Source organism: Mangrovimonas futianensis (assembly GCF_021245805.1).
Taxonomy (GTDB): Bacteria; Bacteroidota; Bacteroidia; order Flavobacteriales; family Flavobacteriaceae; genus Mangrovimonas; species Mangrovimonas futianensis.
In genome coordinates, this window is record NZ_JAJJNF010000006.1 from 25,587 (window position 1) to 40,421 (window position 14,835).

The following is a 14,835-nucleotide window of genomic DNA, read 5'->3' on the forward strand; positions in this document are numbered from 1 at the left end:
GAGGTGTGGTAAAATTAAGAGTTGATTAATACAACTCTTTAATTTTAACCAATTTTGTTTTCCAAATCTCAAGAGAATCTTTGTGTTTCTGAATATTATCAAGGACTTCTTTTACCATTGGATTTGTTTCGTCAACATTAGAGAAAAACTGAAGGTTGTTTTCCAATTGATTGATTTCACTCTTGACTTCCTGAATTTTCTTTCTAATAAAGGCTCGTTCGTTATCCAGTCTTCGGCTATCATCTTCATTGTTTAGGACTTCCAATTTATTATCGAACTTAATTAATTCGGCCTCACTTCGGTCCATTTTTAATTCCTTAAAGATATGGTCGAGGGCATTGTTAAGTTTTCCTTCAATGTATCTTTTGTTAGAAGGGACATTTCCAGCTTCCTGCCACTTACTGATATATTCTTTGATAACCTCAATGATTTCTTCTTTATTTCCTGTTAGTTCAAGCCCTTTAATTTCTTTTAATAGATCATTCTTTTTGTTGTAAGCCTCCATACCTTCTTTATTGGCTTCATCTTTGGCTTCATGGAGTCTGTCAAAATAGTGATTACAGGCTTTTTTAAATTGCTTCCAGATTTTGTCACTGCTTTTTCTTGGTACATGACCAATTTTTTTCCAATCATTTTGGATTTTCTTCATGATTGGAGTAGTGGCCTCAAAATCTTCATTTTCTTGGTTGTCTTCAGCAATTTGAATTAACTCAAGCTTTTTCTGTAGGTTATCATATTGTTCCTTTTTAAGATTCTTATAAAAGGCATTTTTATTTCTATTAAAGGTCCTTACGGCTTGTTTGAATTTGGCCCAAGTAGCTTCATTCACTTTAATAGGGACTTTTCCGGCACTAAAAAATTCTTCTCTTAGAGCTTCAATTTCCTTAATTTTCTTTTGCCACTCATTATGAGATTTGGCTCCTCCAGAAGTTACAGCCTCTATTTTTTCTATGATTTCCTGCTTTTTTTCTAGATTCTTCTCGTAATCTTTTTCCAATTCTGAGAAAAAGGCTTGCCTTTTTTGATGGATGGCTTTAGTTGCCGCTTTGAATCGATTCCAAACTTCTTCACGATGTTCTTTACCAACCGGCCCTAACTCTTCCTTCCACATTTTATGTAAAACCTGTAATTCTCTGAACGAATGATTGACATCATTTTCTTTAGCCAATTCCTCGGCGCGTTCAATGATTTTTAATTTCTGTTCGTAATTGTGTTTGAAATCAAGATCCCTTAGATCTCTATTTAAATGTAAAAAGTCATAAAAGCGTTCAACGTGATGGTGGTAATTGTTCCAGGTATTGTTGTATCTATCTCGAGGTATGGGACCAGCGTGCTTCCATCTTTCTTGTAATTCCTTGAAGTGTTTATAGGTTGAATTGATGTTTTCTTCAACATTTAATAAGCCTTTAATCTCTTCAATGATTTCTTCCCTTTCAACCAAATTATCCTTTAAGCTTCGTTCAATACTTTTATAATGGGTATTTAGTTTATTACGGTATTCCCTATAAGTATCCTTAAATCTTTTTTGAAGTGGACTTGAGTAATAAAAATCAATCTCATTGCCTCCATCATTTACAAACTCTTCTTTTTTCTCATCCAGAAAAGTATCAAACTTAGATTTGAACTCATTTTTTATGTCTTCTACATGAGATTTTATGGCTTGAACCTTTTCATTTTGTACCAGCTTGCTCAATTCATCGACGAGATCATCCATAGACATTTTGTCATAATCTTTTTTGACTATAACGTGTCTATCTTGGTTGCCCTCGTCCTCTGCGTCCTCTGCATTGGAATCATCTATTTCTGAAATACCATCATCTTCCTCTTCTGTGGCATGCTCATTATTTTCTGAAGCACTGACTTCATCCTTTTTGGTTTCTTCAACGATGGGTTGTTTGCTTTCTTCTATTCCATCTGCTTCTGGCAGGTTATCTTTCTCTGACATTTCTGAAAATGTTTAGGTTCATAAAAAATGTGTAGCGTTAAAGATAATAACAAGTTCAATATTTACAAAGACTTCAAGTCTATTTAGAGGTATTAAGATTTCCTATTCCAGATTTTCCAAGCCTTTTCGGCTTGTAACTTCAACATTTGAAGTCCGTTGATGGTTATTGCTTTTTTTTCTCTTCCGAATCTTAAAAATGTTGTTTCCTCTGGATTGTAGATAAGATCGTACAAAATATGATTAGAAGTTATACCTACGTATGGAATGTTGGGGTAGTCTTCGATTTTTGGGACGGTTCCTAGTGGGGTGCAATTGATAATTATTTGATGAGAGGAGATGATATCCGAAGTCAACCCTTTATATGTGAAGTCCACTTTTTTGCTCGCGGTTCTGGAAACAAATCGGTATTCTAAGTCCAACTTTTTTAATGCATAGGCAATGGCTTTACTAGCACCTCCAGTGCCTAAAATAAGGGCTCTTTTGTGTTTTGGTTTTAAAAGGGGGGTTAGAGAGTTTTTGAAACCATAATAATCCGTATTGTGCCCAATAAGCTTACCGTCTTCATTAATTTTGATCGTATTGACAGCTCCAATTTTTTTAGCTTTTTTATCCAAACCATCCAAAAAGGGAATGATGGATTCTTTATAAGGAATGGTGACGTTTAGCCCCTTTAGATCCCGATTATTTTTTATTATTTCTGGGAATTTTTCAATTTCGGATATATCGAAATTTTCATAAACGGCATCTATGTTTTGTCGTTCAAACTTGGTATTAAAGTAATTTCTAGAAAAGGAATAAGAAATGTTTTTTCCTAAAAGACCGTATTTATTCATATGACTTTCTGGTTTTGTCTCCGTAGACACCCAATCCCCAAACTATGGCAATGCCTATTACGATGAATGCAAAAGCGATGTATGTTTCTCCGGTCAATTCCGGAAGAAAACGTCTGTAATTTTGAATAACTTTGGCTCCTCCAGAATCATGAATGAATTCACCAGAAGCATTTATTTTATAAACCGTTTCTTTCCAAGGCCAAACGACTCCTAGCGAACCGATGATAAACCCTATAATGGATGCTGTTGTTATGCTTTTGTAATGCTTTAAAATATAATTCAAGATGTGTGAAAAAGTAACCAATCCAGCCAAGGATCCAATGGTGAAGACGGCCAGTATTTTTAACATTCGCATTCTTTCTTCATTATCAAGGAAACTGAAATCCCATTGGATGACATTCTTTATGGTATCATAAAGCGCGTTAACAGAATCGACCAAAAGCAGGACGTAATTTCCTAACAAAATTAGAATAAAGGACCCAGAGAATCCCGGTAAAGTCATCCCTGTAACACTAATCATACCGCAGAAAAAAACAAATAGAAGATGATCATTTTCGGTCGCTGGGGGAAGAAAACTAATACTCAATCCTACAATTACACCAATGAGAACTGCGGCTCGTGTCTTCTTATTCCAGTCATTAAAGTCTTTATTAATATAATGTATAGAACCCACGATCATACCAAAAAAGGCACTCCAAACATATAACTCATAATTTCTGATAAGAAAATCCAATAGTTTGGAAACACTAAAATAGCTGACAACCATTCCAAAAATCAGAAGGCTAAGAAATCGGCCATTGGTATATAAATAGAAACTCTTAAAGCGTCTATTGATTAATAACTTAAGGGCTTTTCCGTTTATCCTTTGTAAGGAAAAAATAAACTCCTCGTAAAAACCAGCAACAAAAGCGACCACTCCTCCCGAAACTCCAGGAACCTTATTGGCAGCTCCCATTGCTAGTCCTTTAAGAACCAGAAAGAATTTGTCTTGGAATGTCCTTATTTTGTGTTGCATTTATTCTTGTTTGTTACCTATTCTTTCCAATAGGAAAATAGTTAAAAACCCTAAAATGGTTAAAACAATAGCCCATCCCAATTGACTTTCGACCAATTGATTATTTATAGTACTATAATGAAATGGCGAAACGCTCTGTTCAGTTACCGTTTTCAGGGTTTCAAAATTTTGCATGTCTTTTTGATAAACGGCTAATGTTCCAAAATCGGATATGGATTGAAAAGGAACTACTTCTCCAGTCTCATTTTTTAATACGGTTAAAGTCTCTTTCCATGGCCAAATTTTATTCAGAGACCCAATAATGAATCCTGTTAATAAAGCCAAAGTCGTATTATAGTAATTTTTGAAGAGCCATTTTAATATCCTGCTGAATGTAAGCAATCCTACAACTGCCCCGGCTATAAACAACAAAATCCTTTTGAAATCAAAATTATGAAGAGCATCGCTTAAAGTTTTATACGCACCTAAAATGACTAATATAAAGGAGCCTGAAATACCAGGTAAAATCATGGCACAAATAGCTAAAGCACCAGCTAAACTCAAAAACAAAGGATGGTCATTTCCTCCCAAAGAAGGCAATGTTGTTACGTAAAAGGCGATTAAAGAGCCAATAATGATTGAAATAAAGGTGAGCGGGTTCCACTTTTTTATTTGCTTTCCAACAAAATAGATGCTGGCCAATATCAAACCAAAGAAAAAAGACCAGATAAGAACTGGGTGATATTCAATAAGGTATTTAGCCAGTTGCATGAAGGTTACAAAACTGGTGACAATTCCTAATAGAAGTGCTATAAGAAATCCGCCGTTTAGTTGATTCCAAAAGGCTTTAAACCCATGTTTTCTAAAGGTTGTGAATAAACTAAAATTAACATTGCCAATAGTATTGATGAGTTCCTCATAAATACCAGCAATAAAAGCAATGGTTCCCCCAGAAACACCTGGTACGGCGTCAGCGGCTCCCATTGCAACGCCCTTTAGGGATATGATAAAATAGTCCTTGAGATGTCTTTGCATTCTTTGGAATTAAAAAAACGAATTCCAAAGGTATACAATTTTGGATACACCAATTTGTTTAACTTGCCTTTTTCAGTAAGTTTTTAACTTGGGTTGTTTCATAAATATTAGGGAACAATTCTTCCAAAATAAACGCGTATTCCGAATTTGATTTCATGGCGTTTTTCAGATGGTATCTTCCTTTATCATTTTCATGGATAAAGTAGTAAAGTCCGCCTAATCTAAATTCTATTTCCGGATTTTCAGGGTAGAATTCAATGGCTTGTAAAAAGTTGTAAATGGCAGCTTCAGGTTCTCCTAGTTTCAATAAAATATCGCCTCGAGTCAACCAAGTGTTGAGCTCATAGTTTCCCAATTCCAAGGCTTTCTTATAACCATTTTCAGCTTCTTCAAGAAAATTTAAACGATGGTTCAGTTGGGCATATTGCTTCCAGTACAAAACATTTTCTGAATCAATATTGATAGCCTTATTGATATAATACAGGGCTTTCTTGTAATTATGTTTTTTAGTATAAAACTTTGTAATGGCAAGCCAACCTTTATCTAAAAGGGGATCTTCATGGACTGTACGTGTAAAATATTGAATGGCTAAATCATCTTGATTAAGCTTTTCATAGCAATGTCCAATTCTTAATAGGGCAAAAGAGGTGGGTTCTTCTAATTTTAATGTTAAAGAGTAATATTCCAAAGCTTCTTCAAAGCGGCCTAGTTTTTCTAAAACTTTACCTTTTTCTAGGTAGGCTCCTACAAAAGTATCATCCGAAAAAATGGCAAATTCGTAGGCGGCCAATGCTTTTTTATACTCCTTTAATGAAAAGTATTGTTTTCCTAATTGATGCCAAGCTACCTCACAATAGGGATTTTGATCCAAAAAGGTATTTAGATATTCAATAGCTTCTTCATGTTGCTCTAGGAAATCAAAACAATAAATCATGTTGTAAAGTGCTGAAAAATCATTTTGATCACACTCCATGCACTTCATGAAATAAAATTTGGCTTCTTCAAAATTGTCCAAGAAAAGATATTCCATACCGATAAGAGAATAAATATCTTCCACGTCATCGGTCAATTCTAAAGAATACTTTAGAACTTCAATAGCTTTTTCGTGCTCATCCTTTTTGGATAAAATATTGGCTTTTTGAATGTAAACCTCCTCATTGGTAGGTTCAAGGTCGTGTAACTCATCCAGTAGAACTTCTGCTTCTTCAAACTTGTTTTCAAACACATAAAGTTCAACTTTATAAAGTTTCAAGTTTGATGAGGTTGGATGCTGTTGCAACCCAAGTTTAAGCGCTTTTTTGGCTAAAGCAATTTTTCCTAAAGAAAGATAGTGATGGATGATGTCTTCAAATTCCTCTGAATCAAAAAATAAAACATTGTTAGTCTTAAGCATTGACTCGAACTTTGTCAAGGGTACATTGTTCTCGTTGGGACTAAACTCCATAGGCACATTTATAAGATTTATGCTATTAAATGTAGCATTCAAATTAGGTCATTCGTTAAAATTTTGTAAATGTTTTTAACAAAATAATCAACACGATGACATTTTAAAATTGTTATAGCTTGATAGTCAGTTGGTTGTTGGTTTTATCCGTTTTGGATTTCATCAAGTACTTCTTTGATGATTTGACACCCTTTTATAATTTCTTCATTTGAAATGGTAAGGGGAGGGGTTATTCTTATTGCTTTAGGTTCAAATAATAACCAAAATAAAATCAATCCCTTTTCTTGACAACGCAAAACAACTTCATTTGTTATATCGGCTGACGGAGTCATGGCTGCAAGCATCAAACCTTTTCCTCTGATACCGGTTATTAATGGGTGAGACAGTTCTTTTCTAAAAAGGGCTTCCTTTTCAAGAGCTTGGGTCATCAAATTATGTTGGGTAACCTCCTTTAGTGTTGCAAGAGCAGCGGCGGCAATAACAGGATGCCCACCAAAAGTGGTAATATGTCCAAATTTAGGCTCACTCATTAAAAGGTCCATTAATTTTGTAGAGGCGGTGAAGGCACCTACAGGCATGCCTCCTGCGAGTCCTTTTCCCATAACCAAAATATCAGGAACACAGTTGTAGTGTTCAAACCCAAAAAGCTTTCCTGTTCTTCCAATACCTGGTTGAATTTCATCAAGTATCAGCAAAGCACCAACTTTTTCGCAACGCTCTTTTACTTTTTTTAAGTAATCATTATTGGGAGTAATGAAGCCGGCACCTCCTTGAATGGTTTCTAAAATAACACCTGCAGTTTGCTTGGTAATTAGTTTTAAGTGTTCCTCATTATTAAATTCAATAAATCGAATATCAGGGAGCAATGGGCGGAATGCTCTTTTGCGTTCTTCATAGCCCATAACACTCATGGAGCCCATGGTATTTCCATGGTAGGCATTTTTGGCAGAAATAATCTCGCTTCTGCAGGTTGCGCGTTTAGCAAGTTTTAAAGCGCCTTCAATTGCTTCCGTGCCAGAGTTTGTTAAATAGGTTTTTTCTAAGGGACTTGGAAGGTTTTTTCCTAAAAATTTGGCTAGCTCAACAGCTGGTTTTTGAATGTATTCTCCATATACCATAACATGAAGATACTCTTCAACCTGATGTTTAATAGCCTCAACTACACGAGGATGGCAATGACCTAAAGTACAGGCAGATACTCCTGCAACAAAATCTAAATAAGCCTTTCCTTGACTATCATATATATAGGATCCCTTCGCATGGGAAATTTCCATGGCCAAAGGATTAGGCGAGGTTTGGGCTTGATATTTAAAGAAATCGTTAGATGTCACGTTAATTGTCATCATTATTTTTCAAGGGTTGGGACAATTGATCTTTAGGGTCTTTTTTTAATTCTATCAATTCCTTTTTTGGAATTTGTCTTGATGCTTTTGTAGGATCTTCTTCCTTGATGTTAGAATTAGATTTCCTTTCCTCTTCCTCTGCTTTTTTTACTCGTTCCATCATCTCTTCATCAAAAAACTCTTTCTGAGGCACATAGTCATCAATACCTTTGATTTTTGGTAATTCCAAAGGAGGGTCGTCAGAGAATAAATCTTCAACACTCTTAGGTCTTTCGTCGCCTCTCCAATCAAAATCTTTCAGTTTACGGGCATTTTTTGGAAATTGCGATTCTGGGTATGTGATAGCATCTGGTTGTTGCGCCCTGTAATAGCTTTCTAATTCACCATTGTTAAACTCAATAGTAATACTACCAGATTTAGCTTTGTCAATGCCAATTAATTCCTGCTTGTCATCACGAGCGTAAAAAATAGACTCAGCATTTTTGTTGATATAAACTGTTTTAAGTTTATTCGTCTCATCAAAAAAACCAGTAAGGGTTTTTCCTTTTACTTGATTAAAGCCATCTTCACTTATGGTGTCTTGACTCACCAAAAAGGCATCATAAAAAACATATAAGGAATCAATTGTTTCTGTTTTAGGATTGGAATATATGTGAATGGTATCCCCGGTCATTTGATTTTCCTCATTCCATAGAACAGGACGTCGCTTTACGGCAAACGCATCTTTGGACGATAATCTCGCCAAATTAATCATTTGGGTCAATCCTTTTTCGTGGTCAACATGTATCGAATCTGCTTTTCCACTCATGTCCGATTTATACATCTTCACATTTCTAAATGCCCTAGTAATCCGTTTTTCTGGCTTTCCCGTTACCATTAAGGTATCCGCATGCATGTAAATGGAATCCTTTTCCTGAACGGAAATAGCAAGGGCTCTTTTGGTGATGAACACGGAATCTTTGTCTTTGTAAACTTCGGCATAATGGCCTTTAATAACGCTATTGTTGATGGTGTCAGTTACTTTAATGTTGTTAGTGGCAGAAGCAAAGCTCCGGTTGTTATCAAAGTACATACTATCACCTTCAAAAATTCGGTTGTCATAATCAATTCGGGTATTCTTGACTCCATGACCTATTTTCCGTTCCGTATCATAAAACCCTTTTTCACAATAAGTTTTACTATCGGCAGTCGTAATGGTTGAAGGGCCATACAAATAGGCATAACCCGATTCTGAATAGAAATCAAGTTGGTTGGTGTTGATGGTGTATTCTGGATGAACAAGAATGACATCCTTGACAAATTGATATTTTTTACTGTCCATGTAGTAACGACCGATTCTACTAGTAATTGTTCCTGAAGAATCTCTTACTACACGTCCTCCCGTTCTATAAAAGGATTGTTGTTTTAACCGGTCAAAGTAAAGGGTGTCCGTGGTCAATGTAGAATTAGGTTCGGTTAGAACTACATCACCACTGGCAAATGCTAATTTGGTTTGGCCACTATATTCTGCATATTTAGCAGTCATATTAATGGTGTCTCCCTGCTTCATGCTTACATTCCCGTAAGCTTCCAAAAAATTCTCATTGCTGTAAAGAAGCGCTTGATCACAGTACATGTCAACTCCTTCGTGAACCACATGAACTTGACCAGAATCGTCCCTTGTCATCACTTTTAAGCCAGGTGTTTCCTCTTCTTTGATTTCCAAAAAACCACCGTACTTTATTTCAATTTTCTTAGGCTCTTGAGAATAAATTTGGGTAGCAAATAGAAAAAAGGAAAAAATTAATAACGACTTCAATATCTTCAAACTAGCTAAAATTTGGTGTCAAAAATAGTGATAAATATGATGTTTTATCGTGTGTTGTGATTTTTTTAATAATAAAAAAACCTGCCAAAAAACATTTAGCAGGTTTGAATTTCTTTATAAAAGATAATTATCTGAAAATCGTTTGTTTTCTATCTGGACCTACCGAAACAATGGTGATTGGGATTTCCAATTCTTTTTCTAGGAAGGCAATATAGTCATTAAGTTCTGCTGGTAATTGAGATGCTTCAGACATTTCTGTTAAATCTGCTTTCCAACCTTTAAAGTCGGTGTAAACGGGAGTGACATTTTCCTCTTCTATATTATAAGGTAAATGAGTAATTGTATCTCCTTGATAGTTATAAGCGGTACAAACTTTTAAGGTCTCAAAGCCCGAAAGTACATCAGCTTTCATCATCATTAACTGGGTGACACCATTTACCTGACAAGCATATTTAAGAGCTACTAAATCTAACCAACCACACCTTCTAGGTCTTCCTGTAGTTGCACCAAATTCATGACCTACACGTGCCATGGTTTCGCCATTCTCATCAAATAATTCAGTAGGAAATGGTCCGGATCCAACTCTTGTGGTGTATGCCTTGAAAATTCCAAAAACATCTTTAATTTGGTTTGGGGCAACACCTAAACCTGTACAAGCACCAGCTGCTGTTGTGTTACTTGAGGTTACAAATGGATAAGTTCCAAAATCGATATCCAATAAAGATCCTTGGGCACCTTCAGCTAAAATAGTTTTATTCTCCTTTTGAGCTTGGAAGATGTATTCTTCGGAATCAATAAGCTTTAAAGATTTTAAAACGCTCACAGCTTCAAAGAATTCGGTTTCCAACTCTTTAAGGTTATACTCGAGTTCAACGTTGTAGAACTCAATCATGGCTTCATGCTTATCTGCTAGAGCTCTATATTTATCTTTCCAATCTGCTAGTTCTAAATCACCAACACGAATTCCATTTCGTCCCGTTTTATCCATGTAAGTAGGGCCTATTCCTTTTAAGGTAGAGCCGATTTTGGCCTTCCCTTTTGAGGCTTCACTCGCAGCATCCAGCAAACGATGGGTTGGTAGGATGATATGAGCTTTTCTGGAAATAAATAATGTTTTCTTGTAATCGACGTTTTGTTCGTCTAATTTATCAAGTTCTTTTTTAAAAATGACAGGGTCAATTACAACTCCATTTCCAACTAGGTTAATGGCATCTTCATGGAAAATTCCCGATGGGATGGTGTGTAACACATGCTTTTTTCCATTGAAAACTAGAGTGTGTCCCGCATTTGGGCCTCCTTGAAATCTTGCAATAATATTGTATTTAGAGGTTAGAACGTCAACAATTTTTCCTTTGCCTTCGTCACCCCATTGTAAACCTAGTAGTAAATCTACTGCCATTTTAATAATAAGTTATTAGTTGTTTTTTCTATTCCCGTAAAAGTAAAGTGAGTGGTTTTTTATTTCAATATCAAACACTTCTTCAATGGTTTTTTTTATGCTTTGAATCCTTGGATCACAAAACTCAATAACCTCTCCAGTATCGGTAAGGATGACGTGGTCGTGTTGTTTATCAAAATAAGATTTTTCATAGTGGGCTTGGTTTTGGCCAAATTGATGCTTTCTTACCAATCCACATTCTAGAAGTAACTCAATGGTGTTATAAAGTGTTGCCCTACTAACACGATACTTTTTGTTTTTCATGTTAAGGTAGAGCGATTCTATATCAAAATGTTCTTCACTATCATAAATCTCTTGAAGGATGGCATATCTTTCAGGTGTTTTACGGTGCCCTTTTTCTTCTAAATAGGCCGTGAAGACATTTTTTACAATTTCTTGATTTTTACTATCTGTTTTTACACTCATAATTCCAACTGCAAATTTACACTAATTTTTAAACTCTAGACACTTTCTCGATACCATTAATTTTTTTCAAATGATCCATAAGTTTATTGAGCATGTTATTGTTCTTGACTACCACATTTATTTTTCCGTGAAATACACCGTCGTCACTTTCAAAACTGATGCTCTTCATATTAACATGCATGTTTGAGGATATTACCTGAGTGATATTGTTGACGAGCCCCAAATTGTCAATTCCTGAAAGTTTGATTTGAGTGGTAAACTCCTGTTGGGATGAATCTACCCACTTAGCAGACATGATTCGGTATGCATAATTTGATTGCAAACTCAATGCATTTGGACAATTTTTCTTATGCACCTTTAAACCATCATTAATGGTTAAGAAGCCAAAAACAGGGTCTCCTGGTATCGGATTGCAGCAACTGGCCAATTTGTACTCCAGTCTTTGTTCATCTTTACCAAACACAAGCAAATCGTAATTGGTTGTAATTTCATCCCTTTCTAATTCTTCCTTGGGAATAGAGTGGGTTTTACGTCCAATTTTTCCTTTGATATAACTCATCAAGGCATTACTTCTTGAAGAAGCATATTCCTTGATCATTTTGCTGTCTATCGTTCCTATTCCTACCCGATAAAATAAATCTAAACTTGTGCTCAATTTAAAGTAATTGACCATTTCATTAATAGACCTCTCATTGAGTTCTATTTTGAGCTGTTTTAATTTCCTTCGTAGTATTTCCTTGCCATCCTCGGCAATTCGCTTTTTATCGGCTTTAAGAACAGATTTTATTTTACTTCTGGCTCTGGCTGTTGTGGCGTAATCTAACCAATTGGTACTAGGCTTGACTGACTCTGAAGTTAATATTTCTACACGGTCACCACTTTTTAATTCGTAACTCAAAGGAACCAACTTGCTATTCACTTTGGCACCACGAGTTTTCATTCCTACTTCCGTATGTATGCTGAAAGCAAAATCAAGTGGAGTAGCACCCTTTGGCAGAGATTTTAATTCACCCTTAGGTGTGAACACGAATATTTCTTTGGAGTATAAGTTTAGCTTAAACTGTTCAACAAAATCCACGGCACTGCCTTCCGGATTTTCTAAGGCATCCTGTAGTTTTGAAATCCAGCCGTCCAAAGAATCATCATTATCATCTCCTTCTTTATACTTGTAATGAGCAGCATAACCTTTTTCAGCTATTTCATTCATTCGCTCACTTCTTATTTGAACTTCTACCCAACGGCTTTTTGGACCAATAACTGTGATATGAAGTGCCTCATAACCTGTTGATTTTGGTGAAGAAATCCAATCTCGCAGTCGAATTGGGTTGGGTCTGAAGTGGTCTGTTACAATCGAATAAATCTTCCAGGCCAGAAATTTTTCATTCTGCCTATCACTTCTATAAATGATTCTAACGGCGAACTTGTCATAAACTTCGTCAAAGGAAACCCCTTGATTCAACATTTTTCTCCTTATCGAGAAGATGGATTTAGGACGTCCCTTAATCACATAGTTCAAACCTTCCTTATCCAGTGATCTTTTCAAGACATCACTGAATTCAGCAATGTACTCATCCTGCTCTTCCTTACTTTCTTTCATTTTGGTAAGGATATCATTATAAGTTTCAGGTTCGGTATATTTCAAACCTAGGTCTTCTAGCTCAGTCTTGATGTTATAAAGACCAATTCTATGAGCCAAAGGTGCATAGATGTAAAGCGTTTCAGAAGCTATTTTTTCCTGTTTGTCAGACCTCATGGAATCCATGGTTTGCATGTTGTGAAGTCTGTCAGCTATTTTAATTATTATTACTCTCACATCATCATTAAGAGTGAGAAGCATTTTTCTGAAATTCTCAGCTTGAAGCGAAATATCCCCAGATTGCTTTAAGGAAGAAATTTTAGTTAGCCCATCAACAATTCTGGCCACTATGGGTCCGAACATGTTATGGATATCTTCAACAGAATAATTTTCATTGTCTTCAACTACATCGTGAAGAAGAGCAGCTGCAATAGAGGTAGCATCAAGACCAATTTCTTGAGCCACGATTTTAGCAACCGCAATTGGATGAAATATATATGCCTCACCAGACTTTCTGCGTTGATCTTTATGGGCTTCTAAAGCTACTTCAAAAGCCTTTCTTATCAATTTTTTATCCGTGGAAGAAAGGGTTCTGTAACTTACCTTAAGTAATTCCCTGTAGGCCTTGGCAATGGCAGCATTTTCCTTCTCTATGTCTACATCAGTCATCATATATCTAAAATAGCAATAAGAAAATTAATGAACAATATTTTGGTCAGAATTTAAGATGAAGTCTGGGATTGAATAGATAAATGGTTAACTACTTTTTTAAATTCTTAATACGTTGCAACAAGGTAGGGTGTGAATAATGTACAAACACATAGCTTGAATGTGGTGTGAGATTGCTCAAGCTGTTTTTGGATAACTTTTTTAGTGACGTAATAAGAGGTGCTGCTCGAAAAGTATTTTTGGCATAATCATCGGCTTGATATTCAAATTTTCTAGAGAACCAATTCATAATAAGTCCCGTGATTTCCGAAATAGGAGAGTAAAGCAATCCGAAGGCTACAAGGGCAATATGAAAGCTGTGTTTTTCAACGCCTAATGCTTCAGAAAGTAAAGGGTTGGAAATAAAAAGGGATAAAATATAAAAGGTGAATCCCGTTAATAAAATGGACGTTATTAAGTTGAAAATAATGTGCTTCTTTTTGTAGTGACCCACCTCATGAGCCAAAACGGAAACAATTTCATCTTCATCCAAATCGTTGATTAAAGTGTCATAAAGCGTGACACGCTTTTCGCTGCCAAAACCCGAAAAATAGGCATTGGCTTTAGTGCTCCTTTTCGAGCCATCAATAACAAAAATTTTGTTTAGGTGAAACCCAACGGATTCAGCGTATTCTGAGATTTTATTTCTTAAAGATCCTTCTTCTAAAGGTGTCTGTTTGTTGAAAAGTGGTACTATTAATCTGGAGTAAAACATATTCATAAAAACAGTGAATACGGTTACTATTCCCCAAGCGTAAAACCAAAAATAATTTCCTGTCGATTTATAAAACCAAATGATAAGAGCTAAGATGCCTCCACCCAAAACAGCCGACATAAGCCATCCTTTTATTATATCTAAAAAGAAGGTTTTTTTGGTGGTTTTGTTAAATCCAAAGGCTTCTTCAATTACAAAAGTTTTATAATATGAAAAGGGTATAGTGATAATACTACTTGCCAGCATGATGATTCCGAAGAAAATCAAGGCTACGAAAATATCATTATCAGTTAAGGTTCTGGCTAAATTATCTACAATTTCAAATCCATCCAAAAGGATAAAGCCAACTGTTAAAATCAATGAAAAAGTTGAGGACAATAATCCGAATTTGTAATTGGTAGCTTTGTAATGTTGTGATTTCTTATACTCTTCTGGATCATAAACATCCTTTAACTCATCAGGAAGATGGTCATTAAAATGTTTGGCATTAAGGCCATCTAGAATTTTATCGATGATAAAATCAATGATAATAATAGCTAAAATGATGTATAAAAGGGAGGAGGCAGTCATT

The 14,835-nt window shown here is 35.5% G+C and carries 11 protein-coding genes; all 11 read right to left on the reverse strand.

What is annotated here, in order from left to right; genetic code table 11:
- Positions 1 to 25: 25 nt before the first annotated feature.
- The 11 genes from LOK78_RS10905 to LOK78_RS10955 all read right to left on the reverse strand — a co-directional run bounded on the left by LOK78_RS10905 (position 26) and on the right by LOK78_RS10955 (position 14,834).
- Positions 26 to 1,945: a DUF349 domain-containing protein gene (locus LOK78_RS10905; protein WP_232634921.1), complete on the reverse strand. Its 1,920-nt coding sequence runs from the start codon at positions 1,943 to 1,945 to the stop codon at positions 26 to 28.
- A gap of 92 nt (positions 1,946 to 2,037) precedes the next feature.
- Positions 2,038 to 2,778, reverse strand: coding sequence for a shikimate dehydrogenase family protein (locus tag LOK78_RS10910; RefSeq protein ID WP_232634922.1), 741 nt, complete (start codon positions 2,776 to 2,778; stop codon positions 2,038 to 2,040).
- Positions 2,771 to 3,793 carry a DUF368 domain-containing protein gene (locus LOK78_RS10915; RefSeq protein ID WP_053971622.1) on the reverse strand — a complete coding sequence of 341 codons (1,023 nt, stop codon included), beginning with the start codon at positions 3,791 to 3,793 and terminating at the stop codon, positions 2,771 to 2,773. The genes LOK78_RS10910 and LOK78_RS10915 overlap by 8 nt, the downstream gene beginning before the upstream one ends.
- Positions 3,794 to 4,807 carry a DUF368 domain-containing protein gene (locus LOK78_RS10920; protein ID WP_232634923.1) on the reverse strand — a complete coding sequence of 338 codons (1,014 nt, stop codon included), beginning with the start codon at positions 4,805 to 4,807 and terminating at the stop codon, positions 3,794 to 3,796. It abuts the gene before it with no gap.
- A 58-nt stretch (positions 4,808 to 4,865) separates the two neighbouring features.
- Complete coding sequence (locus tag LOK78_RS10925) at positions 4,866 to 6,251, reverse strand: tetratricopeptide repeat protein (protein ID WP_232635097.1); 1,386 nt, start codon at positions 6,249 to 6,251, stop codon at positions 4,866 to 4,868.
- Between the two features lie 143 nt (positions 6,252 to 6,394).
- A complete protein-coding gene (locus tag LOK78_RS10930; RefSeq protein WP_232634924.1) occupies positions 6,395 to 7,597 on the reverse strand; it encodes an aspartate aminotransferase family protein in 1,203 nt (400 codons plus the stop codon).
- The gene (locus LOK78_RS10935) at positions 7,584 to 9,401 is read right to left on the reverse strand and encodes an OstA-like protein (protein WP_232634925.1); all 1,818 of its coding nucleotides are present in this window, start codon (positions 9,399 to 9,401) and stop codon (positions 7,584 to 7,586) included. Before LOK78_RS10935 ends, LOK78_RS10930 begins: the two co-directional genes overlap by 14 nt.
- Positions 9,402 to 9,528: 127 nt before the next feature.
- A complete protein-coding gene (locus LOK78_RS10940; protein WP_166960178.1) occupies positions 9,529 to 10,800 on the reverse strand; it encodes an adenylosuccinate synthase in 1,272 nt (423 codons plus the stop codon).
- Positions 10,801 to 10,815: 15 nt separating this feature from the next.
- Entirely contained in the window at positions 10,816 to 11,265 is a 450-nt protein-coding gene (locus tag LOK78_RS10945; protein ID WP_053971627.1) for a Fur family transcriptional regulator, read from the reverse strand.
- Positions 11,266 to 11,293: 28 nt separating this feature from the next.
- The gene (locus LOK78_RS10950; protein ID WP_053972120.1) at positions 11,294 to 13,510 is read right to left on the reverse strand and encodes a RelA/SpoT family protein; all 2,217 of its coding nucleotides are present in this window, start codon (positions 13,508 to 13,510) and stop codon (positions 11,294 to 11,296) included.
- A gap of 91 nt (positions 13,511 to 13,601) precedes the next feature.
- Positions 13,602 to 14,834 (reverse strand): M48 family metallopeptidase, encoded by a 1,233-nt coding sequence (locus tag LOK78_RS10955; protein ID WP_232634926.1) that lies wholly within the window; start codon positions 14,832 to 14,834, stop codon positions 13,602 to 13,604.
- Position 14,835: the final 1 nt, after the last annotated feature.